The following is a 26,198-nucleotide window of genomic DNA, read 5'->3' as shown; positions in this document are numbered from 1 at the left end:
AGATAATGGTTAATCCTATGAATTTAAAGGAAAAAGGTAGAAATTATGAGTAGAGGTTCGGTGAACAAAGTAATCCTTGTCGGCAATCTAGGTAACGATCCTGAAGTTCGTGCTATGCCGAATGGTGGTAATGTAGCTAACATAACTATCGCTACTTCTGAGTCATGGCGTGATAAAGCGACAGGCGAGCAACGTGAGAAAACTGAATGGCACCGTGTGTCACTGTTTGGCGTTCTGGCTGATGTAGCAGCTCAATACCTGAAAAAAGGTTCTCAAGTATACGTCGAAGGTCAACTTCAAACTCGTAAATGGCAAGATCAGCAAGGTCAAGATCGCTACACAACTGAAGTAGTTGTTCAAGGATACCAAGGCGTAATGCAAATGCTTGGTGGTCGCCCACAAGGTCAGCCTGCTCAGGGTCAACCTGCACAAGGTCAGCACCAAGGTCAACCTGCACAAGGTCAGCACCAGGGTCAACCTGCACAAGGTCAGCACCAATCTTATGATGCACCTCAACAATTCTCTCAGCCGAGCGATCAGGGCTTCCCGCAAGATAATGGTCAACCTCAACAATACGCTGCTCCGCAACAACATGCTCCGCAACAACATGCTCCACAGCAGCAATATGCTCCACAGCAGCAACATGCTCCACAGCAGCAACATGCTCCGCAACAGCAACATGCTCCGCAACAGCAACATGCTCCGCAGCAGCAACATGCTCCGCAGCAGCAATTCAATGAGCCACCAATGGACTTTGATGACGACATTCCTTTTTAGGCTAAGTCATTGATTTATAACGATATTTTCCGAAAAAAGCCCGCTTGATAGTGGGCTTTATTTTGCCTAAAAACTACATATTGACTCTGAGATCAATATATGTATAATAGAGTCAATTAAGAAATCAAAAAATAGGTAAAAGTAATGAAAGTGAATAAAGTCCTAATGGTAGTTTTGGCTACAATCTCGTTAAACGTTCAGTCTGCAACTTACGAAATGGAAAGAGCTGATACATACTATGCAATTAAGTCTGATCATGTAGCATCTGTTTGTTTCAATCTAGCAAGAGAATCTCTGATTGAAGCGGGTCTAAGTCCTCAATCAGCTATTAGGGAAGACATCTACAATACGTGCATGTCAAAGCTTTCAAAACTTGATACTTTCACAGCAAAAAGAAAGTACTAACTTTTATCGAAACGAAAAAGCCAGCTATAAGCTGGCTTTTTGATTAAAATGCTGGCACCCATCCTTTTGGAGTACTGCTTTTATTTTTTATAGGCTTTTCTTCAGGAATCAAAAGTCTATCCTTCCATACATGAAATTTTTTCTGATCTATTTTACTCATTATTGGGAAAAGATTTTTTTGGAATGTATCAAGGTTATTGTAGTAAAGTGTGCTTTCCTTAAGATTCTCGAAATCTCTAGCTATCAAATTCATCGAGTATAATTGGTTAGAAACTTTAGTTCGAGTAAACTCTAATCCTGAAATATCAGCAATCACTTCTCTCTCGTCATTATTTCTATATTGCTCAATAGCTTTCTTGATACTTACTGGACTACCATGCTTATCATAAACCTTGTGGTTTAAGCACTTTTTCAGTTTATCCTCTATCAAAGGAAGGCAAGTATCGAAGTCAATCAGAATTCTATCTTTTGGCACATTAAAGGAAAAAAGGTGCGCATCTAAAGAAATCGTAGAGTCCTTTGTGAAAACGATGGAAGGCATTGAGTTAGCTATATTCAAGCAGCTAGAAATATTGTGTGATAATGAATCAACCCCAAACCCATTTAAGTCACTATCGCTCTCTAACATTAGAACTCTATACAAACGAGTTGGGGTATATGACTTTTGGCTAAGTTCTACAAGTTCAGGGAACAAGGTAAAGAAATCTTCACTTGTAAACCTATCACTCTTTTTAGAGTGAGTTATATGTTGAATTAACTTTTTGGCGTGTTCGAATTTCATATAAAAACCAGGGCGTAAGTTATTTAATTTATATTAATAAAATACGCCCTCAATGTCTATTTCCTGCCTCTATGAGGATTGTTTGCTTGCTTCCATCCTTCAATAGCTAGTTTCTTTGTTGTGTCATGTGACTCAAACCCATAAGGGCATGAAATTGGGTCATGCACCACTACATGAGGATGATCTCTATCTAATAGACATCCTTCGCATGGAGACTCTTTAGAACATTCTGAAGAGCAGTTTTCGCCCCAAGTTGTGTCATAAAAATACTTCGGACTTTCCTTACAGTTAAAGCACTTCAACCTATGAAGGATAATTGGATTCTCTTTTGTAGGTAGTTCTGATTCACACATCAATAAGCACTCCATTATGTAACCAGTTTACTTTATGAGCTTCATCTTCAATTGGCAATTCAAACTTTGAACACTGATTTTCAATAACCTCAGGGATAACTCGTTTTTTACGGCTTTTGTTATCAATGTGAAGTTGCGCTTTATCTTTGATGAAAACAAAAAATCGAACATAAGCTTTGTACTTAAACGCTAGTTCAGTAACCTTGCTCCTAAAGTCATATCTGTAGTTTGTTGCATCCCAAATTACATGATTTCCACTTCTCAAGTGATCCTTTAGTTCCTCTAGTGCAATTCTTAACACTTCATTGTTCACATCTTGTGAGTCAATGTTTTTAAACCTAGCTCTAATGTTGTCCATACTAATGACAGGGCATTCAGGTACTGTTTTTGTGTATGTCGATTTGCCAGAGCTAGCCACACCAACCAAAACATCTACAATTGGATAGCCCATGTGAGCATAAGGTTTACTTAGAGACTCTTCAATCATATAGATGTTGCCATCAATAATGTTTGAAATACCTCTGATACTAATATGCTCAGGGTTTTGACTTGGTTTATGAATTAATTTAGCAACTTTTTCTTTTTGCTTTAGCTCATAATCTTTGAAGTAACCACCAAGATTGTAGTCTAGATAGTTGAGTTTGAAAAACTCAACATAGTCAAGTTGCTCTTGTTTGTCTTCACAGTCTCTACCTAAGATATCTGCCATTGCTAAGTAATAAAGCAGGTCGAGAGATTTTACCTCTCTAAATAGGCGAATGTATGAACGGTAGTCTTCATTTCGGATCACCAATAACTTTGCTTGCTGGTGGAATCCAACTAGCTTGATGATGACCAACCATTCTTCATATGTAAGCTCATGTGGCTTTTTGCATGAAAATAATAATGATGCACCAATCTGCTCGTGCTTTGGCGCTACAACGCGAATCTCGCCATTGATTTCTCTTTCATGAGTTGTGATTGGCTTCGCGTAGTCGTGCAAAGCTGCTGACCAAAGAAGAATTTTTTGTTCAGACTCAGAAAGTTGCGGATTTTTTAAAATTAGTTTTTTCATCTCTTGGATAACTAGGTCTGTGTGAATTTTCACATTACCTTCACTATGCCAACGACTGTCTTGAACGGTACTTTCAAATTCCGCTAGTAGAGGAAATTCTTGAAGGTGATTGTTCAAAACTGAGTCTAGAGAGAAAGAATGAACAAAATCACTCATACTGCCTCCTTAAAGCTTTCCTTATTATATATAAAAACAGGCACAAGTAAATACCTTGTGCCTACTAAGCGAGTTTTTGTTTTGTAGCTATAAATTAGTATGCGAACATTAAATCTTTTGGATTTAAAGTGGAACAAACAACGTTTTTATCACCGACACATAAGTAATCAATTCCTTCTTTGGAGCCTTTCCAGACGCTAGAACCAGGCTTAATTAAGGGTATCTCCCTATCCAGAACAAAAGATTTATTATTGCTAACTAAAACAAGGGTTAAATTCCTAACAATATGTACTGAGTCTCTAGTGATACCAGAATCAAAATCTTTATAGGTGTAAACATATGATTGCTCGACAGTTCCAATCCTTTCAAACTCTTTTTTAGCGATCTCTTTCATGCTATCAGTCTTTTGAAACTGAGCTTGCCTTTGTTCGTATTGAGCCGTTTTTACATCTTTAAAAAATGAGAAGCCTAACGCACTAAAAGCACAGAAAGCTGTGACAAGTAAAACAATTCTTAAACTCAGATTTCTTTCATTTCTTTTATCCATTTTATGCTTCCTTTTATGTTTATAGCTTTCTGATTGTGCCTTTCTCTAAAGCTGAAATTACAGTATCTAATTTTGATGTGTTCTGTGAAGCGATTTCAATCAAGTGAGCAACTAAACTTTCAACTTTTGAATCTTTACTGACATCTACAGCTTTGTAGTTGGACGGATTTTTTATCTCGTCTAGCTCTCTTTTTCTTCTCACTGCTGCCGTGTGTAGATCTTCGTATAGGTTACTTTGAATTGAAGCTCTTACGATGGAACTGATAAATGTTCCATACATGATCAGCGACACAAATGAGCCAACAGCAATAACTGTTATTCCTTGATTTGCAGTATTAGCAACATAGAATGCACTTAGGAGCGGTATTAAAGAAGTAATTGAGATTCTAACACTTCGTTCAATTGCATTATTCATCGAGCGATATTTATCGTAGTTTGTTATCTTGGTTACTTTCGTGTCGTTTTTCGAAGCAGTCTCATTATCAGAAAACTTTTGCCTTAGTCCGTCAACGTATTCAGAGGCGTAGTAAACAAGTAGGAAGGCGATGATCCCAGCTAGGTAGTAAGGTACGAATTGAAAGTAACAGCCTATAGCTAGAGCTATACTGAAAATTGCATTGAAAAAAATCATGTTTCATTCTCTTTGAGTGTTTATTATACAATTATTGTTTTTAAAGTAAATAATGCTTGACTTGGTTTTTATTTATATTAATATTTGGGTGGTTGGTAAGCAATACCAATGACAAAAAATTAATCAATTAAAGTAAGGATTTAACTATGGCTAAGCGCGTTGGTGCTAAGAAAGCACTTCAAATGATGGATGATGTTAAAAAGCATGTTGCTCAACAAGCTAAGAAAGAGTCCAAAGACAAATCCTAATTTTAGGTATTAAGAAAACCTTGGCTATTAAGCCAGGGTTTTTTGATCTATAAAGGAAATGCTGAATGCGATACTCATTACTAATCTGTATGATTTTAATGCTCGGTTGTGCAAGAGCGAATGCAATGGATAGGACAGGAGTCGAACCGTCAGATCCATTCAATTTTTCTAAAATTGCCGATGATCTCATGAAAAGTTATGACATTGTTGATATGAAAATTTCAATGTTCAGTGAGCAAAACACGGTATGTCGATTTTTAAAAATGTCATTCTTCGAGATTGAAGTGGTATCGAGACTTATAGATTTCGGCGGTGATGATTTGCAAGGAACTCAAAACGCTAAGCAATATCAGCAGTATTTTCTGAATAGAAAGATTCAGTTTGATGAAAGAACCAGTCTGTCTATGGGTGTGGGCGCGGTACTATCATTTAAAACTGATGAATCCATGAGAAATCTTCTTGCGAACAATGGTTTGGTAATTGAAAAGACAGGCGTTCCCGTAATGATGTCTCAAATTTCATTCAATACAATCCAACCGATCTCAGAGCATTCAACTATAAATTTTGGGATTAAGGTCGTAAAGGATTTTGACGCATTCGGATCAAAAAAGGGTATGTATCAAAAGAGTATGAGTGAGTCTCAGCTATCCTTAGAATACGTGCTTACATTTTAACTTTTTATATTGATTAATAATTCTCATAACGTTATGATTAATGGCTAATTAAATTAAATAAAATCTAGTCAATCTAAAGGATTCTTCATGAAAACTCATGTGCAAACAGAAAATCAAGATAATTCGAACTTTCAACACTTACAATCAATAATGCTTTCAAAGCGTAGTGCGTACTATGTAAAGAGCGAATCATCTTCCAACCCTGTGAGCGCTGAAATCGCTAAAGAGATTTTTGATGAGATAGACACAGAGATGCTGCGTCTAGGTTACGTCATGTCAGCACATTTAAAGCTTTCGTTAAAACAGCTTTCAGAAGAATCTTTGATTGAAGAAGCTAAGTCACTTATCTATACGCTTTCTGAAGCAAAAGGTGATCTTAATAATTTTGTGACTCTTCACGCCAACTTCCCTTATACAGCTCAAGATCGTTCTTACCATGATAACCGAGCTGGAGTGATTTTTAGCCACATCTTCGGCTTAAATGCCAAACCTACTTCACTTCAGGTCAAGTTACCATGCGGTTGTTCTTTCCATGATCAATTATTCGACTTATCCATGTTCAATGCTTGCCCTGTATGCCAGCATCAAGTCGAGGGATTATCCGACAATGTAGAAGGTGAAAAGCAAGGAACTATTGAATTTTCTCTTAACGATAACATCGTTAAGTTATCAAATGTTGGACTAGCATCTAAAGCTGATTTATTTGAGGTTTTCGGCAACTTACTAGCATCAAGCACATCAGTTACGGCTTTTGATAAAGAGTTTGTTAAGCAGGTCATTATTGCATTCAAAGAAGAGGCTCTTGAATACATTCCTGTTTCGATTGCACATAAAGAACAACTTTGCTTTCTTACTGGAGTGATTTCTGAACACTTGCCAGATGCTATTGAGATTATGAGACACAAATTCAAAACATATACGGATGTGTTGCGATTAGCAGCTTACCTGAGTGGTTTTGATGTTTCTCTTGAGGCATGTAAGAAAATCAGATTTAAGCTGTCCAGAAAGCAACGTAAGTTGGTTATGACTCTATTAGATAGACATATGCTTATGGAAGACATGATTCGTCGTAGAGGGCTTTTCTTAGCCTTAGGTCGATACTTACATGTTGGAGCTGAATCAAACAAGTATCCTCATGCTGCACATGCTTTCAATGTCCTACGCAACGACCATAAAAGTATCAAGACTTTTAACTCGAAGAAAGAAGCTCTGTTGATGGATGCTATGGGTGTTCAGCAGACCCCAAAAGGAACTATCCCTAAAAAAGACGTGGAAATTCATTTACACAACACATCTTTGAAAGTAACTATTGGTGATACTGTTGGTGATAAAACACTAAAAACTCTCCTAGCCATGTGTTCGGAAAAACATGAAAGTGGTGAATCTCCTGAAAAGCTTGCTACTGATTTAAAAGAAAGAGGTGAAGCATTCACAGCTTTGGTAAGCTTGCTTTCTTCACGACCAGGAGAATTTGCCAGAAATATCGATTTGATGTTGAGAATTGGCGATGCTTTAGGCGATGATTACACCGAAATTGTAATTAATGCTTTAGAAAAATCAGTTGTTCAAGAATTGAAGATTAGTCAGTTATTCCAACTAAGAGCTTATTTTAATAGCCGTGTGGTAAATGAAGGATACCGATACTTCATTCCAAAAGGAAACCGAGCTAAACTTTTCTATCTTGAAGAGGATAAGCGAGATTCACTGAGTCAAGCTAATGCTAATAAAGTATCATTATGTCTATTAGCAGAAATCAACAAACGGCTATCTCAAAAAGAATCCTTGGGTACTGTTTACATTGATCCAGCATTAAAGAACATTGTTCTTCCGCTTTCCATGCGATCTATGGCTTCCTCACTATCACTTTATCCAAGAGGTAGCCGAATTCCTTTAGAGAAAGATGCAGACATCCTGCGCATGTTCATGTACTGGAAAGGTGAAGTTGATTTTGACTTGAGTGCAAAAGCGCTTGATGAAAGCTGGAACGCAATGAAAGATATTGGGTATTGGACATACTGGGATTGTGATCCAGAGGATACATACTCTGATTGGAGTCAGGACGAATGGGCTAGGTTCAGTGGCGATATTCAAGATGCACCATTGGGCGCTGCTGAGTGTATTGATATCAATATCAAAAAATGCGCTGACATGGGTATCCGATATGTAGTTATGTTCGTTAATATCTTCAGCGGCGGTAAATTTGAAGATTACAATGCCTTTGTTGGAGTGATGGAAAGAAAGGATGCTAAAGTTGGTGAGTTGTTTGAACCATCTTCTGTTAGTCAGAAACTTGACCTTGTTGGAGAAAGCAAAGGTTGCGTTCCTTTAATCTTGGATGTCCAGGATATGTCTTACTTCGTTTGCGATATGGACTCTTCGACTAGAGCCGATGGTCTAAACTCCAGCACAGAATCTAAAAAGATGATTAATATCGCTAAATCAACGGAAGCAATGAGCCGTACAAATCCTACGATGTACGACTTGGCGTTAGCGAATGCTGTTGCAAGAGGTCAACGTGTCACTTTAGTAGATAAACCTATTGAAGAAATCGTTAATGATGAAGTCGTGAGGCACGAAATTGACTTTAGATTCGATATGGATTTTGCCATGCAATTAGATACCGTAATGGGTAAATGGCTTGTAGATTAAGGTTGTAATAAAAAAGCCCATTCAATTGAATGGGCTTTTAATTTAAAGATAAAAAAGATTGCATTTAGAATACCTTTAGAGTAGTATTTACAACATGGAAGCTTAGAGATGACTTTGAGTTTCTATATCATGGCTTAGAATTTTCTTCCTTCTAACTATATTTTTTCTTTCAAAAAAAACGCTGATAGAGAATTCAATTTCCATGATTCGCAACTTTGTTGCGATACCATTAGATACTTTCTAGCGTCTAATGGTATCTCATTAGAGATTGCACGGCACAAAACTTTCTTCCTTCTAACTTACAAAATTAAAATTGCATATTTGATCATAGAGAGTTTAATTTCCGATAAAAGCACCCAGAAGGGTGCTTTTTGCTTTTATTAAATAATAAAATTGGCGATAAAGGGTTAATAAATGAAAGATTATGAGCTGATATATCAAGGAATTTTAGAAAAAAATCGGGATTTGATAACTACTGAGGATATTATCGTCGCACTACACCTAAAGAACATTCTTAATCAAAAGATTGTCATGATCAGGTCTATGAGCAAAGAAAACGATAAGGAAACAGTAATTAATAAGCTTGAGGGAAAGGTTTCTGAGCTTGAGAAAGTTGCTTTGCCAGTGAATGTTATTGATACCATAGAGTGCTTAGAAAAACTGATAAACAAAAACCCAAACAAGCTAACTGACTTCGATTTATGCTTATCAGAATCGCTCAGAGAGCGTCTGGCTGGTCTTCATAGCTATTTAAGGGGGAAGTGTAGTAGAACCAGTTTTGGAAAGAGAGCGCCTTTCACAATCACTTCACTAAAAAGGCTTCCATATAAAAAAGATTTTCGATTGATTTTTCATTCAATAAAGAGAGCCAGTGACATTGCAGATGAGATTTCAATGTATAAAATCTGGTGCATGGATGGAAATGCAGTCAATGGTCTTGTAATTCATAAAGATAGAGAAAGATACCTGAATCAGTTAAAAAAACTAAAAGAAGACCTTAATGCAAATATGGATAAAGTTAAGGTTTGGGTTAATTTGCCGAATAGATAAAAATATAGAAACCTCTACCTTGAGGTCTCTATGTTTTATAAAGCTCTAGAACTCTAGAGCTTTTTCATTAGAAGTATTTATGTCATAAATATAATCTTCAAAATTCCTGTCTCGAAGATCTATCAATTCATTGCGATTGCAATCTACATAATCACCCAAGTATGCGCTTTCAGACTCAATTTCGTTGAGGACTTTTGTAGATAAATTTCTTGATTGATGATTTAGTTTAAGAATATTTAGATATTTCTGAGTATCGATTGAGCTTCCATTATATGCATACGCCATATTAAGAACATATGGTGAAATCTCTCCAGACTCAACTCTTTCTATGAATTCATCATAATCCATATCTTCATCAAGATTGGAGTTTTCTAGGATAATGTCAAATACATCTATTTGAAGATCGTGAGAGTACAATGAATGGTTTACAGGGATCTTAAAAGTATCAATCCCATCATACTTATTCATCTTGTGATAGATATTCTCAGCCTCACCCCTAACTGACTCTCTATCAGAAATCAGCACCGCACTTTCCGACATTGTATTCAATTCGTAAAGAAGTGCTTCATACATCAAAGAACCAAAACCAGGATATGCGCCAACAGTCCCTAAAATTCTATAGGCGTTCTTTCCACCTATGCTTTCATTGGTGTTGAGCGCAGTAATAGAACCAATTACTGAAACCCTTTGGTTTTCATTTATAGTGATGCTTTCAGTTTTGTCAGAGCAATTCATATATAAACTGATAGTGATATGCTCTTTTCCCAATTTAACGTAGAGAGAAGGCTTACCTTTTGCGATCATTTTGATGTTTGAGACAGTATGTTTACCAAGCATTAATATTACCAATTAGTTTTTATTTAATTATACATTAAAAAAGCACTCCAGAAGAGTGCTTTTTAATAATTAAAATAACCTTAACTAGATCTACAAACGTCATTAATGACTTCATTAATCCTGTTTTGTACTTGATCATAATCTCGATTTTTCATTTCATGAATAAGTATTAATAGAGCTTTTGCATCCTTGATTATTGATTTACCACATGGATTAGAATCAACACTTTCATCTTTATAAATGACTGCTGTTGCTATACCTACATCATTCATCGATAACTGATATAACACATCTCCCCATCGAAACTCAGAACAGTCAATTTCAAACCGTTCAATGCTATCACCTCCGCGTGAAACAATCTCTTCAACCATCTGAGAAGCGCCAGGAGCAATTGTAGACGTAACCAATAATTCTGGCATAGAGCGATTTGGTCGTAGGATTACATTTGCTCCCAAGTTTCGAATACGCTCTCGGTTTCTGTCGTTAACTATTTCTGCGGTGACACCATTACTGTAGGATGTTTCCTTTTCGATTCGATAAACCATGTCAAAAACATCACTATCAGTAGAAACATCATTTTCGTCTGCGAGAATATAGACACGCTCCGCGTGATCAATCGAAATCTTTTCAAAGAAGTGTTTTTCGTTCAGATTAGCATTAACAAACTCAACACCTTTCAACTCGTCTGAAAACTCTGTGAAGTAGTTAATTAGGCTGCTGTTAGCGTCTTGATTGTTGTTCACTAATAAGATTGGAGTCTTACAGTATTTAAGCGATTTTCGATGCTGACCCACAAACCGCTTAAGCCACAAAAAGTTGTTTCTCTCAATAGTTGATGAGTCACAATATACAATTATGTGTTTCTTTAACATAGGGAACCATCGTCCAATTTTTTTAAGTTCTCTGTGATGCTTAAACAAAAAGCCAGCCACACCAGCGGTATAGATAAATCTAGTCGGTAGGTACAGGATCATAAAAATAATCACATACCACTGCGTTAAGACATTTCCAGGGGCGTGATCCCCGTAGCCAACTGTCGATGCTGTAATCACGGTAAAGTAATATGAATTTGATAAACTGATTGGATCGCTATCTACAACTACATAATTTTCTAAGTAGTAATAAAAGAAGCCAATCAATAAAAATTCAGTTATGAATAGTGCTGCATGGATTATGGGTCTTTTGAACATTTTGTTTGATGAATAGTTCTTTATTAACCCCAAACGCTCCAAAACCTTTATTCGAAATAGAAAACCAAGCATTTAGTCACCAAATCACTGAGCCAATTCGTTTGGCACGACTTTTTGATGTGACCAGTGTTGATCAGTCTGAACGTGTCCCTTTCTAACTGCCTTCATCACACATTTCTGGAATTCATCGTAGTGAAAGCCTCGCGCTAGACGAACTACGATACCTTCTTCCTTTTCTTTATCCAGATTTTGGAAGATAGCCTTAATCTTATCCATATCGAAAATGCCGCGATATACAACTTCTACTGTTGTTAATCCCAGACTTTCGCAGATCTCTACAGTTTCGTCCCATGAGTGGCACATGTTAGTATCACGATCCCATGTGTTAAAGCACATGAAGTAGTCGGGTAGGTTCTTGTAATGAATACTATGTTTGGCGTATAGATTTTCGCCACAAATACGATGATTCGGGTTCATCATGTAACGGATTTTTGCATGAAGCTGTTTTACCCATGTAGATGATTCGTGTGAATTCATCTCAGCAGAGCGAGCATGAATATAGTCTGAAGTGCATGTTGTGCATTGCCCATCTTTCTTAATTGACACGCATACTTCTTCGCCATCCATCATGGAAAAATCATCAGCTAATTTATCATCATTAAATACCGCTTCACTGAACGGTAAGTGATACGTTCTTGGGTATTTAGGTTTTAAAGTTTCCATTATTAATCTCTTTGATTTTATTGGTTGTTTTTATTATATATAAAAAAGAGGGCTAATCAAGCCCTCTGTTAATAGATATTTTTAACAACACTAGTTATACATCCGTAATTTGGACACCTTTGTGCTTCAAAAACTCAATGATTTCTGTCCCAACTTGCTCAAACCCGCCAACTGGTGAAGTTGTATTTGCTAGCAGCGAAATTTTAGAGATATGAGATTTAGCTTCATCTTCACTGTAATTGCTTTCAATACAGTCAATGATTTGCTTCAAGCCTGTTCCAACACAATGAGATAACGCCTGACCACTAACTAGAATGGAATCAAAGTTATCCACCATGTTTTTAATGACATCGACTTTTAGCTTGGTTTCGTCGTCATGCTCAACTACAACTTGAGATTCAAAAGGTCCAAAAAACTCATAGTTAGGGTTTTCACCTTTATTGAATCGTTCAATTGACTTATTCTCTTTCGCCTGACTCCACTCTGCCAATGCTTCTGCCACTGGAGCCACAATTTCGTAACCTTCAGTACCAGGAATGCAATGGTTAGGGAAAATGAAGTGATTCGGCTTTCCATTGTCTTTAAGGCTTTGTAGGTACATTTGCGCATGTTCTTTCAACGCGGGATCGCTTGTTGTGTACTTACCAGAAATAAAGCTCTCGACGGTGATTTCTGTGAACGGAAGAGGGTTCTCTCCAGTTTCAGAGTCAATCCAGTAAGAGCAGTGGCTGATATCGTATTCACTATGGGTATCAAAAGTAGCAAAGATGGAGTCGATATTGAATTTTTCCGATTTGATAAAATCGGATAGACGCTGAGCGTCAGCCCATGAGCCTGGCACTGGAAGAGTAGGGCGGTATTTCAAGACACTTTCAGGGATGTCAAAAAAATCATTTTGTGCGTCAATTATTAGTAGTAGGGTTTTGTTTTTCATAATTCTGAGTCCTTGTTTCAACTTATGTATATACCTTAATGCAAAAAATGAATTAAGTAAACACCTAAATTCAAATTTTGCATTAAGGTAAAGAACTCGGAAATAAAACAATGAAAAATCAATAAGATGATAACAATCTATGAAAGAGAGATTGATTCAACCTCATCTTTTAGGTCGTAAAAATCTGGCTCCATACAAAGCTCTTCATCCAAAACGTCAAAGATATGAATTAATGAAAGTAGGTAGCTATGAATCGTAGATTCAGATAGATCCTCGGATTTCACAGCATCTTTGATTTCACTAAATCCGTAACCCTCAATAGCTTCTTTTGTTAATTCGTCTGAAGTATCGTTTAACGACTCAATTACTTGATCGATGTACGTAATGCTTTTATTAATTAATTCAATGTTTTTATTCATAATTTTATTTCTTTAATGGAATGCTTAAATAATCAAAACTGTTAGCAAGAATCGACTGTAGGGTATCACTAGTGTTTTCGAAATAACCACTTTTCTGGCTGAAACGCCAGGATGGGATCTGATTAAGTGATACTCGACGCGTTCTAAAGTAATCATCGAGCGAGATATGAAAACACAAGTTCATTCCTGCTTGGACACCCTCAATGTTCTTTGTTGAGAATGGACGAGCTGATGCAAGTTCAGCAGGTTGAACCTCATTGTTTACAAGAAACAATCGGCTAGGATCTAAGTTATTCTGATAATCATGCATTGTGAAAATCAAAATATCTTGATAACCAGACTGGTAAGCACCATCAAGGTTGATAATAGCATGATCACCTTCTTGTGATGGCATATAGCCGCTATTAGGAACACTTTGGTTATTGAAATACAGAATCGACTTTGTAGATACAATCTGTTCACCCTTAAGAAATACAGCAACAATTGATACATCTTCGCGATCAGTATGAAAAGTCATTTTAGGATGTTCGTATCTTAAAGACATATTGTCCTCTCTAATTTGCGTGGTGATAGTATGCTTCTACAGATTCAACAATGGTTTTTCGTCTCATTCTCTGAGTATTCCAGAATGCTTCTTGTTTTGCGGGTTCTGTTGTTTCGAATACTTCAGGATGTTTAAAAAACAGATAATCAAGACATACCCCAAAATGCTCTTGTGGAAGGTCAGTGACTATTTCTTTATAGCCTTCCGTCTCAGCAAGTATCTGCGCCAACATTTCAACAGAGCTTGTTCTGACTCGTGTATGTCGATTAATCGGTGTTACGATAGAATCTTGATCAACAGCGCAGTCACTTTGATTATCGTATATCTTGTATTCGCCTTGCTTATTAACAGCGATGTACTTTGTATCTAAATCTGATCGAAGTAATGGTTTATTGCTCATTTTCACTTTACTCTACATTTGTTGGGTTAAAAGTCAATTCTTTTTTATAGCACATAAAAAATACATTGACTCTGAAAAGTATTGAATGTATGTTTAAAAACAGTAAAAACATTCATTAATAATCAACATTTATACTGTAATTGTGTGTCTTATGCCATGATGAATTATGCAAAAATTAAAGAAGAAGCTGAATACGTTTTTGAGCAATGGAACAACCCCACTGCTTTATCGATGATTTCAGTTAGTTACTTCTTAATGACTTCATTGTTTGTTGGTGTTGTGTTCTTCACGGATCATGAATATTCATACCTGATACGAAGTTTAACATCCACCAGCAGCTTATGGGCTTTATTTATGTTTGTTGTATTTATAATTCCAATGCTCATGGGATTATATCAAAATAAACAATTTAATAAAGTTTCAGTAACTAAGGTGATTTCGGTTTCACTAATTCCATTTTTGACTGTGCTTACTTTAAGCAAGTTGGAAGACGGTAACTATTTTGATGATGCTCTGGTAGCAATAGATATTAGCTTGTTGTCAATTTTAGTCTGTTCAGCTATGTGGCTGAAGAGTAAACAGTTTAAAGTAGAAAAAGCTTTTATAAATGGATGGTTTATTCATTTATCGGATCTCATTAAGTCGTGCTATCATAATGAGGATGAAATCTCTAAGGAGTTTGGTCTAGAGATTTTTGTTGAACTTAAGTTATTAAAAGCAGAGATTGATAGCGTTCCGAATCCAAATGACTTCATATTCAAGTCAAAGGGATTGATTAATCAAGTTAGAAAGTCATGTAAAGAGAAACAGAAAGTTATCGCAGTTAAGTTGAGAACAACTGAGCCAAAGCGAGTAACATTAAATATAGATGGTAAGCGGATTACCCTTTCTCTAGAAAATGCTCAAAAGCTATCCTCAGAGCTTGATAGGGTGCTAATTGAAGCTGATGAGTGTGAGATTGATACTGTATTGAGTTTTGACTGATACGGCTCAAAAACAGAAAAGCCATAGCATGTGCTATGGCTTTTTTATTAAGAAGCTAAAGCTTCAAAATTCGATTATGCTGATTGTTCTTCATCAAGAAGAGGGTCGATGTTTGGATCGTAAGCGTCGAACTCATCAATACCACCTGGATCTTGGTTGAAGTCGTCTACTGGTTGTTCGTCCACGATATCAACAGTTACTTGAGTTCCAGTTTCTTCCTCAAGCTCTTCAGAGCTATCAACAGGTAGTGTAGCTTCAGGAGCTTTGCTTGCAGCCTCAGCAATAGCTTGCTTCTGTACCACTTGATATTCTGCCAGCTCTTCTTCAGACATGCCTAGTTGCTTACCGATTTCGATAGCATTCAGGTTGTGCGAGTCAACTTCATCAAGGTCAGCTTTAGCAAGATACAGAGCTTTGATCATCGGTCCATCCAAACGGATCGAGACCGTGCCATCTGCATTACTCTTATGTTTGCTGTTACGGATTAGAAGAGTGATGTCAGAAATAAGCGTAGACATATTGCCTACAGTTTCCTTTTCAACCTTCTTAGGCTTAAGCTGCTTCATGTTTGCTGCAACTTGCTTCTTGATCTTAGCGATTTCTGACTTGTACTTAGTCATTTTCGCTTCAAACTCTTCCTCAGTCATCTTGTCAGTCATCTGAGGAACGTTACGAATTGGAGCTAGGTCAAGTGATTCGAAACCAATCATGCCACATAGACGTTGGTAAGCACGTTCTTTATGCTTAGTGATGTTTGAAGCAATCACTGACATACCAACAATGTTGTGATCAATAAGAACGTCGAAATCAGGATGTTCTTTCGAGAAACGCGCTACAGCGATATTGTTTGCTGCTGTTGAAATGCTAACGTTGAACAGTTTCGAGATGCTATCAAGAGTCTCATTCTCTTCTTGTAGACGTAGCATCGCTTTTGCAAGCTCAAGGTTAGTCAGGTTACGACCACTGTTCGCGTGAACCATGTGAATGATTTGGTCACGTAGGTTGCCAGAGAATTCGACAACATCCAAACCTTCACTTTTAAAAGATTTGTCACGCATTGCCAGCTTGTAACCAAAGTAACGGTGCTGACCATCGATAACCTTAAGAACCGTTTTGCCGTTCAGTTCAATTGGTTGAACTGTTAGTCGAGGGATAAGCTCACCACGAAGAAATGATTTGGAGAAGCTAAACACCTGATTCATGTTTACGTCACGGACGTTGTATCCTGGTTCTAGGTACAATAAATCAAAGCTAGCTGTTATACCGTCTTTTGTTTTCTTAAGACCTTTGGTGCTGTTAGCCAATTGTTCCAATGTCTTCATAATGACTTCCTCTCTCAGAGATGTAATAAATCAAAGAACAATGTGGAGTATAAGACTAAAAATATTCATGTCAAATAAAAATAGTTAAAAAAATAGTGATTTGGATGCGTTTTATTGAGAATTGAGCGATGTGCGATCTTTGTAAATGATCAAAAACAGATTTTCCATGAGTGAAACTTGATCAATCACAATGCTTGGAAAGATGAAATTTGAGGATTTAATTAAATTGAAAAATTTTGATAAATTCAAAATTTTGGAAGGGAACTGCGTGTAAATCATTGAAAAGAGGGGCTATACCCCTCTTTTAGTGTTTTCTTATAAACGGTATTTTAGGTTTGCAACCAAGTGAATGGCTGTATTTGGTACTTCAACGCTACCACCGTCTATATCGATATCTGCATATGAGTAGGTAACTTTGCTTTCAATGCCTAGAGCAAAAGTCTCATTCAACTCAAACTCTCGCTCAAGTGAAAGTTGACCAGTAATACCTGCCAATTGATATCCACCATGTGTGCGCTCTCCGTCAATGATCACATCAGGGTGAGGAATCGCTGCACCAATACCTGCACGAGCAATCCAATGGTCTTTCTTCACCGCGTAGTTCACATAGAGTAGATTGTAACCATCAGTCACTTCGAACTTCGATACGCCTTGACTGAGGTCACTGCCTTTAGCATAGATTTTGTGGTGAATAAGCTCCATTTCAAAAGCTGTTGAGTCAGCCCATCCATCATTTAGAGACCATTTTCCACCACGAATGGTGTAATAAAGCGGTGCCTGGAATGGCTTGTTTTCAAATTCAACGTCTCCAAGCTCGATATCGGATGCGTTGTCTCGTTTAATAGTTATGTCTTCACTCGCGCTGTAAGCTCCGCCTAAGCCCAATGAAAACTCCCAACCTTCATTAAATTGTGAAGCTGAAGCAGCTTGAGTGAACGATGCTGCTAAAATCGCTGGTATTAAAATCTTCTTCATATATAAGATCCTTTCTTTAACCAATGCTAAAACTAACCCTTTAAAACCAAAAATTCAACTTAATAGATCATAGCCTTAAGGTAATAGTAATAGAGCAATAATATTCCTGCCAATGGCAGAAGCCAATTTTAAGATATGTTATACATTTTTTTGCTTAATCTAATCTCTTCTTGGTCTAACACTGAGATATATCCATCTGGTTTATACGATCCAGTATCGATATAAAGATGGTTATGTAACCATAGAGGTTTATTAACAATGCTATGTCCAGAGATTAAAATATCAATGTTTTTAACATGGGGAATGTCATGAACTTTAACGCGATCATGCACAAAAGATTTAATTTTGTTTCTGCTTTCTGTAACAACGTCAGCATGGTTTTCTAGCTTTTTCTTGTCTAAAACGAAATTCCAATCATTGTTTGGTACTTCAGCATGAACAAGACCAAATCTAGTTAGTCCATTTGAGTGATGTATGTCTACTTGTCTTGCAGAAGGTTTAAGACTTAAAATTTGTGCTAGTTCGCGTACACGATCTTTTTGTGCGGAATTTAAATCTTTAAACCATGCTCCACCAGTACGAGGGGAAAACCACATACGACCAGGTAATGAGCCTTCATTTTCACCCGTAATTAGAAAAAGAAGCATAAAGAGGTCATGATTACCAAGCATAGCTCTAAACCAATCCTCATTGATTAGTTCTAGGCATTGTAAGTTTTCTTTACCACGGTCGGTTAAATCACCGAGTGAGTAGACAACATCTTTATTAGGATCAAACTTTAGCTTTTCTAACTCGCGCATGAAATCGCTGTAATGCCCATGAATGTCACCAGCAAAAAGAACTCGACCAGTTGACTGATCAAGATTGTGCGTTGTCTTTTCGAAAAGGTAATGTAATTCTTTCATGATTTTCCCTTTATTTTTCATTCATTTTAACAGAACTGATAACAATTTCAATAAGAGATAAAAAATAATTGACCATAAAATTAACGTATGTATAATGCCGAATATAAAGTCAGTCATAGTGACTAAATAACCTTAAATATTTCAAGCCTAAAGCGAACTCAACCGCTTTGGGCTTTTGAATGCTATCAGTATTGTAAAACACAATTCTGACAATTAATTAACAAATAAAAATGAGGTAGTAAATGAAGAACTTTGTTTCTAGTGTTCAGTCCTTTTTCAAAATGGAGACTGCAACGGGCATCGTGCTGATTGCATCTGTTGCAATCGCCATGCTGGTGGCAAATACAGGCTTGTATACAATGTACAGCCACTTGAGTCATAGTGAGTTTACTCTCAAACTGCTGGGTATCGATCTTGAGAAAGATTTTCATTTTTTTGTAAATGACGGATTAATGGTCGTATTCTTTTTCCTGATTAGCCTTGAAGTTAAGCGGGAATTTGTAAGCGGTGAATTAAGCAATCCAAGAAATGTGATCCTACCTGCTGCCGCTGCACTAGGTGGTCTAATTGTTCCTATTGCTATCTACCACTTCTTTAACTTTGGTACAGAAACACAGAATGGTTGGGCTATTGCCGCAGCAACCGACATTGCAATTGCATTCGGGTTATTGGCACTTGCTGGTAAAAATACGCCAACATCGCTAAAAGTATTCTTGATGACGTTAGCAATTTTTGATGATGTTATGGTGATCGGCATTATTGCCTTCTTCTTTACTGAATCATTGAACTATAACTACCTAATTGCATCAGTTGTTTGTTCTTTAGTGCTTTGGTACATGAACAAGAAAAACGTAGAAAACTTTGCTCCATTTGCAATTCTTGGTTTTGTGCTTTGGTACTGTGTATACATGAGCGGTATTCATGCAACCATTGCAGGTATTGTATTAGGCATGTTTATTCCAATGTCGCCACGTAAAATCTATGACAATGAAGGAAAAGCGCATGAAAGACGCTCAATGCTAGAGTCTTTGGAACATACACTGCATGAAACAGTAAGCTTCTTCATTCTACCGATTTTCGCTTTTGTGAATGCAGGGGTGGCAATTTCAGCACAAGATATTAGTGGTCTAACTAGCAATGTCTCATTAGGTATTATCCTTGGATTGATTGTTGGTAAGCAATTTGGCGTGTTTGCAACAGCATTCATTCTTGTAAAAGCAAAAGTAGCACCAATGCCACAAGGCGCAAATTGGCTTCAAATGTATGGTATCGCAGCATTGTGTGGTGTTGGATTTACTATGGGCTTGTTTATTGGAGGTCTGTCTTTCGACGACCCTACTGTGCAGTATAAGCTACCTATCCTGGTTGGTTCGGCAATCTCTGGCGTTATCGGTCTTTCAGTAATGAAATATAGCCTCAGAAACAAGTAATCATCTACCTTCCAATTAAAATCGTCTCTAATGAGGCGATTTTTTTTAAAATACTATAAAAATATTGTTGACAGGTGAACCGCACAGTTATATAGTTAGCAACAACAGAGAGGGAAACCTCCAAACAGATTTAAGAAAACTTGGTGACTAATAAAAAAACTTGACCAGCAATCTTAAAGATGTATAATCAATAACAACGCTGAATAATAGCAAACAAACTTAATAGGAAAAAGATTATGAAAAACCAGTTTAAAATCACCTCAGTACGTGACGCATACCTAAAAGCAATTAAAGACGTAGAAGTCTTTGCATTCTTGAAGAATGACGTAAAACTAATCGGCACAGTTATCATGGTAGATGAAACTGGTTTGGTGCTAGCTTCGCACGGTAAGAGCCAGCAAGTAATTGCTTGGGACGCACTAGCATCTCTTTCTCCTAAGCGCCAAGAGTCTCACAACTTGAGCAAAGACTCGAAAGCTCTAGTATTGGATGTTGATGCTCTATTTGCAGAGCAAAACAAGAAAGATGCGCCAACTCCTACGGTAAATAAGCTTCAACAGCATTTCTTCCGTCAGGTACGTAATCTTGCAGAAAGCCGCAACTCTTCACTGATTGTTGCTAACTACACAGTAAGCGGCACACCAATCAAAGGTGAACCAGTAGTGTGTGACGATGAAGTACAAATCATCATGAACCACTTTGGCGGTCTACAGCTTGTACGTTGGGATGCTATCTCAACTGTAAACTGTGAAGTTCCAAAAGCTAAAGCATACTAATCAGGGGAGTAGTGATAATGATTAAATCAGAAATTTACAAAATCACACTTGATACGCTTATCAAAGAAGCGAAAAACCTGAACAGTGAGTCATTTAATATCTTTCTACAGAACGGTATCAAAATTGATGGTGAAATTGAGCAATACGATGAATGTGCTGTTCAAGTGAAACGTGAGGGTCAATCATCAATCGTTAACTCTGACACGATTAACACGATCACTGTTAATGACCAGAGCCTTATTGAAAATCTGCTTTCTCAACTTAATGAAGTAGAAAACACAGCTCTTTTCAATGAAAAGTTCAACACTGAACTGTGTGAGCCTGCGATTCAAAGCGAAATGGACATTGAAATGTTCTTCCTTAACCGAATCAGCATTAGTGGTCGCTTACTTCGCTACGGCGGTGATGTTCTAGTAATCTTTAGTAAGATTCGTGACAGAAAAACAAACGAAATCGTTCCACAACTACAAATTGTAGTGACTGACAACGTAGTTTCGGGTTCAATTAAAACTGAAATCATTTTCTAAGATTGATAAATGATTAAGAGGGTAGCTTTTTAGCTACCCTTTTTTTATTATGTCGAGATAAATAAAGAACAAGTAAGCCCGATTGTGATCTCACTCCGTAAGGAGTGTTAAGGAATAAAATGAATTTTGAATTTGATGATTTAGTAAAAATCTGCAAGCTGAAAGAAGTGAATCGACTCTTGTTTGCTTTAGACAGCTTTGAATACTCTAATCCGATTTTTGCCTTTGCATACAAACACACACCTGAAGGAATTCAGGTTTGCGATGAAACGGTTGAGTGGATTAAGACTTCTAGAAGATGTTGTGATTCGAATGATGGTATCAATAGCGCGGATTACAAGATCGGAAAGTTGCTTGATAAGCTTTTTAGCGCCACCGAAGATTTTGATTCCTTTGAGTTTGGATTTGTTGATAACATTTCTAAAGGTTTTACATCATACCTTTCATTTAATAGAAGCTCGGACAGAGCCGAGCTTCATGATTCGATAAAATCTTTGATTCGCTTACAACATGCGGCGTTTCATGATAACCCTAAATATTCAAAAGTTGTCTATGGAAGGCATGTCTTGAACAAAGATGAATTGACCAGAAAATTTGCAGAATTTTTAATGGACTACTGCATTGAAAATAATGACAACGCAAATATTGTTACAGATCAAAACTCTGTTATTAAGACTTTCCCTGACCTTATCCAGCTTTCTAAGGATTTTATGGAATCATCAGGACTTTCATTTGGCGATCAAAAGCAACAGCTAAACGCTCTCAGTGCGCTCACAACATCGCGAATTATCCATATTGGGTGGAGTTACCAGGATATTACAGATGAATCGGTCTGGCCTATTGTAGAGCGTATTTATGGGGAAGCTAATTCGGAAAACTATGAAAGACTTATGAAAGAGAAGTCGAATGAGGTTATGGCTTACTTCATGCTCGATGTCAACTTTATCAAATCGTTCAGATTGAAAGTTGAGTGATAAAATTTATAATAACAATAAATATAATAAGGAATTAAATTAATGAAGATATATGAAAATGGCGTAGTCCTCACAATTACTGCACACAACATTACACTTGGTAGATGGGGTGTATTTAACTCTGAACATCACAGAAGCAAGAATACGGGTGAGGAAAAAGAGAGCAGAATTGGTCATTACTCAAATTGGGATTCTGTAGTTAAATCCGCAAGACAGAATAACCTAAGTGAAGATCAGATTAAATTTATTGAATGCGTACAGTACATTATCGAAGGCAAAGGGAGAGTACCAAATATCAGGGTCAAAGAAATAGAGGCTGCTGGTGGCTTTAGCGGAGAGAAGGTTGAAACCAAATCATTCATCCTAAGCCTATATCGCGGTCAACTTTGTGTGTACTTACGAAAGCCTGATCCAGAGGCTTTAAATTTGGCTAAAATTGGATATTTTGTATTTTTAAAGAGAGCCTTTACCAACATGGCAACATTTACGCTATGTAAAGCTACAGCTTCAAATGAAAAGGTAACAATGGAACAGCTTGAATCTCATTGTGAGTCAGTCTTTGAAGAATTCAAGTTTATGCCTGATATGCTTTAAAACTTACAAAAGACCTTATGAATAAGCCGCTAACTAAGGCGTAGTTAGCGGCATATTTTTTTATTAAGAATTAAATGATATAATTGTTTGGTTATTAATAATAAAGAAAACTCGAAAAATGAAAACAAACCTTAAAGTATTCAAAAAATCAAAAGAGTGGTTAAAGAGTAATCAAACGGAATTCCATCACGCGATCTTTACCGATAAACTGCGTTATGAAAGAACGGTGTCAGCAGAAAAATTTGCTGAATTTATCGAGCCAGACTGTAGTGAAAGCAAAGAGGCTTTAGCTAACATAAACAAACGTACAGTTTTGAAGCTATTTTTGATGAAAGGATACACTTTAGGCGCTAAGTTTGATGGCGACGAAGTTACGTTGTTTACTCCAAAAGGAATTTCTCCAGATAGATTGTCTGATCTGAATAAGGGGGCGATCAACCTTATATCCAGAATGAACAGAACGGATGAAATAGACTTTTCGGGAAAGATTATCGCGCAAAGTATGGACTTTGGGAACATTGAGCGGTTTGAAGCAGATAGTGAAGAAGCATTGAAGCAAAGTATGATACCTAGCTTCTTAGGTCGCGCATTATATGCTTCCAAAGACTTAAAGAATGCTGTTAATGCTCGTTCTTCATTTAAGGATAGAGATACCGAAAATAGTAAGGGGATAGCATTCCTTCAGGTTAAGCCTGGTGCAAACATTGTTAGCTCTGATCATCCTGACTTTCTAGAGTTGAAAAAAGATATGGATAAAGAGCATTTCCCGATCTTATTGAAGATCAAGAACATTGATGGTGTTTATGACAAGACTCTGAACTCTTTGGCTATTCACAACGTGCAGGCGGTTGACTATATTGAATCTTACCGTTCAAGTGATTTAGTAAGCTTAGTTGAAAGAGTTGAGCAAATGGGGTTAAATCGCAGCGCATTGACTATGTAATGAGCGATCAGACAAAAATTTCCAAATTGTTTTAAAAAGAACATAAAAAACATTTGCAAAATAATTTAGGTAGTGTATTATTTACAACATCAAAGGTTAGCAACAAACCAAAGTTCTTTAAAAATTAGGTTTCTGTAAAAGCTTGGGGATGAAATAGGTCTCGACAGGTGTTGGAAGGTCTGCAATCAGCCGAGGGTCGGTTGGCCTCGTAAAAAAACCGAAATTAAAATATTCGCAAACGACGAACATTTCACTGCAATCGCTGCTTAATAACCAGTAGGTTGCCTCATGCACAACACCAGCCCTAATCGGTGTTGTATATGCATGGGTCATTATTAGATTAGGGAAGAGCGCAAGAAATACAGCCGATATTGCGTAGTAACCCGTATGGGATGTGCTGAAGACATTTAGGTGATTGTCTCTCTCAGCCTAAATTGTTAATGATAAGAGAAGATAAAGCTGTAAGTATTTGCTTTCTGGAATACATTTGGACGGCGGTTCGAATCCGCCCATCTCCACCAATTCAACTTGTTGATTTATCGGGAAATAGTCAATTAGTTAAATGCAGTTTTCGAGCATAATATCGTTATTTATTAACGAAGGACGCGATTCATGAATTGCTCCGATTCCGAGACTGCATTGTGAAGGTCTGGTATCCAGGCTTTTACAGAGACCTTGTTTTTATCCTTTGCCATTTTTGTTTAAGATAATTTGATGTTCTTATCCCTAATTTTGTTTTAGTTAGAAACTCCAGGCTTCGGTCTGGAGTTTTCTATATTGCGGAACAAAAAAATCTGGCATTTAACAATGCCAGATCACTATTGGTCAAATTGAGCAAATCACTAATGCTTCGATATGTATGATGATAAGGTATCGATGCTGATAAGCGCTTGATCATATTCAGTCATGATTTCTGAAAGTCTATTTTTGTTAAGCTCTTCGTCCGACTTGAATTCAGCCCACTTTTTATCAAAGCCAATTGTTTCTAAATTATCAAAAAAGATTTTGTTCGCTTTAATTATGTCATCAAATAGTTTCCAGCACTCTATGCCTTGTTTATGTAGGTTAAACTGATCTTCTGTAAGAAATTGTTTGTACATTTTTAGTACATCATCGCCACTGACTTCAAATGTTATTGAGCCATTTTTGATTTTTAGAATGTTTTGTACAGTAGTTTCAGGTCTAACAAACCCAATAAATACAGAGGCATTACTGACACAAAAGGGTTCCAGCTTATACCTTTTCTTTTTCTCTTCTTCGTTTAGTGGTTTAAAATTATGGTTGAGATTGTTCCACTCATTAAGCTGACTTTCGCCATCATTGATGCTAATTTCGGTCTTGTTTTCAATTTTTCTATTAAGAAAGTCAAATAATTCCCTTGTAGCTACAGGAAATCCCTTCACTGAATTCATGTACTTATGCAGAAAATCTTCAATCGTCATCTGTAAACGATTAAAATGATTCTTATCAAAAGACTTGTCTGTAATGACAAATTGTTCACTGAAGTAACCTTCATGAACCAAAAAATCAAACGCTGCTCTATGAGCCTTCAATACTGTTTTAACTCTTTGTTGAATCCAGTGGTTTGAATTTTCAGTTAGCTCATATGAGGCTACGATAGCTTTCTTAAGGTCATTGAATTCATGTGAATTACACTCAAGCCTTATATTGCTATCTAATAAGTTGAGTGTATATAACTCATCTTGAATCGTTAGAAATTTAGAATCAATATCGATACTGTTTGTTAAAATCATTTCTTTTTCCTTTGCTGCTGGATTACCGACTCCAATAATCGCCTTTATAATCAATATTTATATACCCTTCAGTATCACTTTTAGGGTTTAGGCTCAAAAGCACCTTCACTTCATCACCGTTTAAAAGGTATGTTTTGTATTTACCACAATTAAGATAGTTGAGGCATTGATAAAAGCTGGTTTTATCGTATGTGTTTCGTCTATCAGCAAACTCAAAGTGAACAATATCAAGTGAAGGGTTCTCAGTTAATATCCGCTTCTTTTCGCTGTAGTAAAGCGTAACGCCATTTCTACCATAAGGATCATTACCGATAGTTTTGGATTGCACCTGGACGTACTGAAGACCATGCTCATTAAAGTAAAAGCCTAGCCGTTTATAAATGAAGTTTTGAGAGTCAGGATTATCAACCACAATAGTGTTCGGATACCCTCTTGGCACAGTTAGCTCGTACCCACTTAAAAATGACTTCGTTTGCTCTAATGTCATCCCAAAGCTTACCCCTAATGGTAGGGGAATTGATTTTACTTCTGTGGATAAGGCATTAGAGGAAAGCAGGATAGAGAGTAAGCAGATTGTGTTTTTTATATTCATAATTATCCTCATTTAAGCTCAAATTATATCCCATAAGAAGACATTGAAAA

General features: G+C 36.8%; 28 protein-coding genes and 1 other RNA gene. 13 read left to right on the top strand and 16 right to left on the bottom strand.

What is annotated here, in order from left to right:
• Window positions 1-45: 45 nt before the first annotated feature.
• Together ssb and R7P80_RS03765 are read left to right on the top strand one after the other, a co-directional pair.
• Window positions 46-777, top strand: a complete 732-nt coding sequence (gene ssb, locus R7P80_RS03770; RefSeq protein ID WP_411979029.1) for a single-stranded DNA-binding protein — start codon at window positions 46-48, stop codon at window positions 775-777.
• Window positions 778-921: 144 nt separating this feature from the next.
• Complete coding sequence (locus R7P80_RS03765; protein ID WP_038129562.1) at window positions 922-1,182, top strand: hypothetical protein; 261 nt, start codon at window positions 922-924, stop codon at window positions 1,180-1,182.
• A 43-nt stretch (window positions 1,183-1,225) separates the two neighbouring features.
• Here R7P80_RS03765 and R7P80_RS03760 read toward each other — a convergent pair whose 3' ends face one another.
• The 4 genes from R7P80_RS03760 to R7P80_RS03745 form a co-directional block, all read right to left on the bottom strand.
• Window positions 1,226-1,963 (bottom strand): hypothetical protein, encoded by a 738-nt coding sequence (locus R7P80_RS03760; protein WP_241620640.1) that lies wholly within the window; start codon window positions 1,961-1,963, stop codon window positions 1,226-1,228.
• A gap of 345 nt (window positions 1,964-2,308) precedes the next feature.
• On the bottom strand, window positions 2,309-3,526 hold the full coding sequence (locus R7P80_RS03755; protein WP_045595425.1) for an AAA family ATPase: 1,218 nt from the start codon (window positions 3,524-3,526) through the stop codon (window positions 2,309-2,311).
• A gap of 94 nt (window positions 3,527-3,620) precedes the next feature.
• The gene (locus tag R7P80_RS03750) at window positions 3,621-4,073 is read right to left on the bottom strand and encodes a hypothetical protein (protein ID WP_045595424.1); all 453 of its coding nucleotides are present in this window, start codon (window positions 4,071-4,073) and stop codon (window positions 3,621-3,623) included.
• A gap of 19 nt (window positions 4,074-4,092) precedes the next feature.
• A complete protein-coding gene (locus tag R7P80_RS03745; protein WP_318096691.1) occupies window positions 4,093-4,704 on the bottom strand; it encodes a hypothetical protein in 612 nt (203 codons plus the stop codon).
• Between the two features lie 313 nt (window positions 4,705-5,017).
• Between R7P80_RS03745 and R7P80_RS03740 the strand changes: the two genes are divergently transcribed.
• The 3 genes from R7P80_RS03740 (at window position 5,018) to R7P80_RS03730 (ending at window position 9,325) form a co-directional block, all read left to right on the top strand.
• The gene (locus R7P80_RS03740; RefSeq protein WP_318096690.1) at window positions 5,018-5,626 is read left to right on the top strand and encodes a hypothetical protein; all 609 of its coding nucleotides are present in this window, start codon (window positions 5,018-5,020) and stop codon (window positions 5,624-5,626) included.
• Between the two features lie 87 nt (window positions 5,627-5,713).
• Window positions 5,714-8,275, top strand: coding sequence for a hypothetical protein (locus R7P80_RS03735; RefSeq protein ID WP_318096689.1), 2,562 nt, complete (start codon window positions 5,714-5,716; stop codon window positions 8,273-8,275).
• A 414-nt stretch (window positions 8,276-8,689) separates the two neighbouring features.
• Window positions 8,690-9,325, top strand: coding sequence for a hypothetical protein (locus tag R7P80_RS03730; RefSeq protein WP_045595420.1), 636 nt, complete (start codon window positions 8,690-8,692; stop codon window positions 9,323-9,325).
• Window positions 9,326-9,370: 45 nt separating this feature from the next.
• On the opposite strand, the gene R7P80_RS03725 is transcribed toward R7P80_RS03730, so the two are convergent.
• The 7 genes from R7P80_RS03725 to R7P80_RS03695 all read right to left on the bottom strand — a co-directional run bounded on the left by R7P80_RS03725 (window position 9,371) and on the right by R7P80_RS03695 (window position 14,372).
• On the bottom strand, window positions 9,371-10,162 hold the full coding sequence (locus R7P80_RS03725) for a hypothetical protein (protein WP_318096688.1): 792 nt from the start codon (window positions 10,160-10,162) through the stop codon (window positions 9,371-9,373).
• Window positions 10,163-10,242: 80 nt separating this feature from the next.
• The gene (locus R7P80_RS03720; protein ID WP_045595418.1) at window positions 10,243-11,424 is read right to left on the bottom strand and encodes a potassium channel protein; all 1,182 of its coding nucleotides are present in this window, start codon (window positions 11,422-11,424) and stop codon (window positions 10,243-10,245) included.
• A 12-nt stretch (window positions 11,425-11,436) separates the two neighbouring features.
• Window positions 11,437-12,075 carry an RNA ligase family protein gene (locus tag R7P80_RS03715; RefSeq protein ID WP_318096687.1) on the bottom strand — a complete coding sequence of 213 codons (639 nt, stop codon included), beginning with the start codon at window positions 12,073-12,075 and terminating at the stop codon, window positions 11,437-11,439.
• A 94-nt stretch (window positions 12,076-12,169) separates the two neighbouring features.
• On the bottom strand, window positions 12,170-13,009 hold the full coding sequence (locus tag R7P80_RS03710; protein WP_045595417.1) for a hypothetical protein: 840 nt from the start codon (window positions 13,007-13,009) through the stop codon (window positions 12,170-12,172).
• A 137-nt stretch (window positions 13,010-13,146) separates the two neighbouring features.
• The gene (locus R7P80_RS03705; protein WP_020331796.1) at window positions 13,147-13,428 is read right to left on the bottom strand and encodes a hypothetical protein; all 282 of its coding nucleotides are present in this window, start codon (window positions 13,426-13,428) and stop codon (window positions 13,147-13,149) included.
• A gap of 4 nt (window positions 13,429-13,432) precedes the next feature.
• Window positions 13,433-13,972 carry a hypothetical protein gene (locus tag R7P80_RS03700; protein WP_038129582.1) on the bottom strand — a complete coding sequence of 180 codons (540 nt, stop codon included), beginning with the start codon at window positions 13,970-13,972 and terminating at the stop codon, window positions 13,433-13,435.
• Between the two features lie 10 nt (window positions 13,973-13,982).
• Window positions 13,983-14,372 carry a hypothetical protein gene (locus tag R7P80_RS03695; RefSeq protein WP_053319137.1) on the bottom strand — a complete coding sequence of 130 codons (390 nt, stop codon included), beginning with the start codon at window positions 14,370-14,372 and terminating at the stop codon, window positions 13,983-13,985.
• A gap of 156 nt (window positions 14,373-14,528) precedes the next feature.
• Here R7P80_RS03695 and R7P80_RS03690 point away from each other — a divergent pair, with 156 nt between their 5' ends.
• Complete coding sequence (locus tag R7P80_RS03690; RefSeq protein WP_318096686.1) at window positions 14,529-15,356, top strand: hypothetical protein; 828 nt, start codon at window positions 14,529-14,531, stop codon at window positions 15,354-15,356.
• A 74-nt stretch (window positions 15,357-15,430) separates the two neighbouring features.
• Here the strand turns inward: R7P80_RS03690 and R7P80_RS03685 are convergent, their stop codons facing one another.
• The 3 genes from R7P80_RS03685 to R7P80_RS03675 form a co-directional block, all read right to left on the bottom strand.
• Complete coding sequence (locus tag R7P80_RS03685; RefSeq protein WP_052697572.1) at window positions 15,431-16,678, bottom strand: hypothetical protein; 1,248 nt, start codon at window positions 16,676-16,678, stop codon at window positions 15,431-15,433.
• A 315-nt stretch (window positions 16,679-16,993) separates the two neighbouring features.
• A complete protein-coding gene (locus R7P80_RS03680) occupies window positions 16,994-17,653 on the bottom strand; it encodes a hypothetical protein (RefSeq protein ID WP_048516117.1) in 660 nt (219 codons plus the stop codon).
• 128 nt (window positions 17,654-17,781) lie between these two features.
• Window positions 17,782-18,558 (bottom strand): metallophosphoesterase, encoded by a 777-nt coding sequence (locus tag R7P80_RS03675; RefSeq protein ID WP_318096685.1) that lies wholly within the window; start codon window positions 18,556-18,558, stop codon window positions 17,782-17,784.
• Between the two features lie 242 nt (window positions 18,559-18,800).
• Here R7P80_RS03675 and nhaA point away from each other — a divergent pair, with 242 nt between their 5' ends.
• The 7 genes from nhaA to ssrA all read left to right on the top strand — a co-directional run bounded on the left by nhaA (window position 18,801) and on the right by ssrA (window position 24,323).
• On the top strand, window positions 18,801-19,988 hold the full coding sequence (nhaA, locus tag R7P80_RS03670) for a Na+/H+ antiporter NhaA (protein WP_020331803.1): 1,188 nt from the start codon (window positions 18,801-18,803) through the stop codon (window positions 19,986-19,988).
• A gap of 236 nt (window positions 19,989-20,224) precedes the next feature.
• Window positions 20,225-20,764, top strand: coding sequence for a hypothetical protein (locus tag R7P80_RS03665; RefSeq protein WP_267411418.1), 540 nt, complete (start codon window positions 20,225-20,227; stop codon window positions 20,762-20,764).
• A 17-nt stretch (window positions 20,765-20,781) separates the two neighbouring features.
• Window positions 20,782-21,291 (top strand): RNA chaperone Hfq, encoded by a 510-nt coding sequence (locus R7P80_RS03660; protein WP_020331805.1) that lies wholly within the window; start codon window positions 20,782-20,784, stop codon window positions 21,289-21,291.
• Between the two features lie 119 nt (window positions 21,292-21,410).
• Window positions 21,411-22,265: a hypothetical protein gene (locus R7P80_RS03655; RefSeq protein WP_318096684.1), complete on the top strand. Its 855-nt coding sequence runs from the start codon at window positions 21,411-21,413 to the stop codon at window positions 22,263-22,265.
• 42 nt (window positions 22,266-22,307) lie between these two features.
• Window positions 22,308-22,859: a hypothetical protein gene (locus tag R7P80_RS03650; RefSeq protein WP_318096683.1), complete on the top strand. Its 552-nt coding sequence runs from the start codon at window positions 22,308-22,310 to the stop codon at window positions 22,857-22,859.
• A 118-nt stretch (window positions 22,860-22,977) separates the two neighbouring features.
• Window positions 22,978-23,802, top strand: coding sequence for a hypothetical protein (locus R7P80_RS03645; RefSeq protein ID WP_020331808.1), 825 nt, complete (start codon window positions 22,978-22,980; stop codon window positions 23,800-23,802).
• Between the two features lie 144 nt (window positions 23,803-23,946).
• Window positions 23,947-24,323: a transfer-messenger RNA gene (gene ssrA / locus R7P80_RS03640) on the top strand.
• A 321-nt stretch (window positions 24,324-24,644) separates the two neighbouring features.
• Here the strand turns inward: ssrA and R7P80_RS03635 are convergent.
• A complete protein-coding gene (locus R7P80_RS03635) occupies window positions 24,645-25,610 on the bottom strand; it encodes a hypothetical protein (RefSeq protein ID WP_133297341.1) in 966 nt (321 codons plus the stop codon).
• Window positions 25,579-26,148 (bottom strand): hypothetical protein, encoded by a 570-nt coding sequence (locus tag R7P80_RS03630; RefSeq protein ID WP_038129594.1) that lies wholly within the window; start codon window positions 26,146-26,148, stop codon window positions 25,579-25,581. Before R7P80_RS03630 ends, R7P80_RS03635 begins: the two co-directional genes overlap by 32 nt.
• Window positions 26,149-26,198: the final 50 nt, after the last annotated feature.

This window comes from Vibrio sp. 2092 (genome assembly GCF_033339635.1).
GTDB classification, from domain to species: Bacteria; Pseudomonadota; Gammaproteobacteria; order Enterobacterales; family Vibrionaceae; genus Vibrio; species Vibrio alginolyticus.
Note: the sequence above shows the minus strand (reverse complement) of the source record. Positions and strands in the feature narration are given on the sequence as shown.

Coding starts and splice junctions, on each gene's coding strand:
- ssb (WP_411979029.1), top strand. CDS start 46: ATGAGTAGAGGTTCGGTGAACAAAGTAATCCTTGTCGGCAATCTAGGT.
- R7P80_RS03765 (WP_038129562.1), top strand. CDS start 922: ATGAAAGTGAATAAAGTCCTAATGGTAGTTTTGGCTACAATCTCGTTA.
- R7P80_RS03760 (WP_241620640.1), bottom strand. CDS start 1,963: ATGAAATTCGAACACGCCAAAAAGTTAATTCAACATATAACTCACTCT.
- R7P80_RS03755 (WP_045595425.1), bottom strand. CDS start 3,526: ATGAGTGATTTTGTTCATTCTTTCTCTCTAGACTCAGTTTTGAACAAT.
- R7P80_RS03750 (WP_045595424.1), bottom strand. CDS start 4,073: ATGGATAAAAGAAATGAAAGAAATCTGAGTTTAAGAATTGTTTTACTT.
- R7P80_RS03745 (WP_318096691.1), bottom strand. CDS start 4,704: ATGATTTTTTTCAATGCAATTTTCAGTATAGCTCTAGCTATAGGCTGT.
- R7P80_RS03740 (WP_318096690.1), top strand. CDS start 5,018: ATGCGATACTCATTACTAATCTGTATGATTTTAATGCTCGGTTGTGCA.
- R7P80_RS03735 (WP_318096689.1), top strand. CDS start 5,714: ATGAAAACTCATGTGCAAACAGAAAATCAAGATAATTCGAACTTTCAA.
- R7P80_RS03730 (WP_045595420.1), top strand. CDS start 8,690: ATGAAAGATTATGAGCTGATATATCAAGGAATTTTAGAAAAAAATCGG.
- R7P80_RS03725 (WP_318096688.1), bottom strand. CDS start 10,162: ATGCTTGGTAAACATACTGTCTCAAACATCAAAATGATCGCAAAAGGT.
- R7P80_RS03720 (WP_045595418.1), bottom strand. CDS start 11,424: ATGCTTGGTTTTCTATTTCGAATAAAGGTTTTGGAGCGTTTGGGGTTA.
- R7P80_RS03715 (WP_318096687.1), bottom strand. CDS start 12,075: ATGGAAACTTTAAAACCTAAATACCCAAGAACGTATCACTTACCGTTC.
- R7P80_RS03710 (WP_045595417.1), bottom strand. CDS start 13,009: ATGAAAAACAAAACCCTACTACTAATAATTGACGCACAAAATGATTTT.
- R7P80_RS03705 (WP_020331796.1), bottom strand. CDS start 13,428: ATGAATAAAAACATTGAATTAATTAATAAAAGCATTACGTACATCGAT.
- R7P80_RS03700 (WP_038129582.1), bottom strand. CDS start 13,972: ATGTCTTTAAGATACGAACATCCTAAAATGACTTTTCATACTGATCGC.
- R7P80_RS03695 (WP_053319137.1), bottom strand. CDS start 14,372: ATGAGCAATAAACCATTACTTCGATCAGATTTAGATACAAAGTACATC.
- R7P80_RS03690 (WP_318096686.1), top strand. CDS start 14,529: ATGATGAATTATGCAAAAATTAAAGAAGAAGCTGAATACGTTTTTGAG.
- R7P80_RS03685 (WP_052697572.1), bottom strand. CDS start 16,678: ATGAAGACATTGGAACAATTGGCTAACAGCACCAAAGGTCTTAAGAAA.
- R7P80_RS03680 (WP_048516117.1), bottom strand. CDS start 17,653: ATGAAGAAGATTTTAATACCAGCGATTTTAGCAGCATCGTTCACTCAA.
- R7P80_RS03675 (WP_318096685.1), bottom strand. CDS start 18,558: ATGAAAGAATTACATTACCTTTTCGAAAAGACAACGCACAATCTTGAT.
- nhaA (WP_020331803.1), top strand. CDS start 18,801: ATGAAGAACTTTGTTTCTAGTGTTCAGTCCTTTTTCAAAATGGAGACT.
- R7P80_RS03665 (WP_267411418.1), top strand. CDS start 20,225: ATGAAAAACCAGTTTAAAATCACCTCAGTACGTGACGCATACCTAAAA.
- R7P80_RS03660 (WP_020331805.1), top strand. CDS start 20,782: ATGATTAAATCAGAAATTTACAAAATCACACTTGATACGCTTATCAAA.
- R7P80_RS03655 (WP_318096684.1), top strand. CDS start 21,411: ATGAATTTTGAATTTGATGATTTAGTAAAAATCTGCAAGCTGAAAGAA.
- R7P80_RS03650 (WP_318096683.1), top strand. CDS start 22,308: ATGAAGATATATGAAAATGGCGTAGTCCTCACAATTACTGCACACAAC.
- R7P80_RS03645 (WP_020331808.1), top strand. CDS start 22,978: ATGAAAACAAACCTTAAAGTATTCAAAAAATCAAAAGAGTGGTTAAAG.
- R7P80_RS03630 (WP_038129594.1), bottom strand. CDS start 26,148: ATGAATATAAAAAACACAATCTGCTTACTCTCTATCCTGCTTTCCTCT.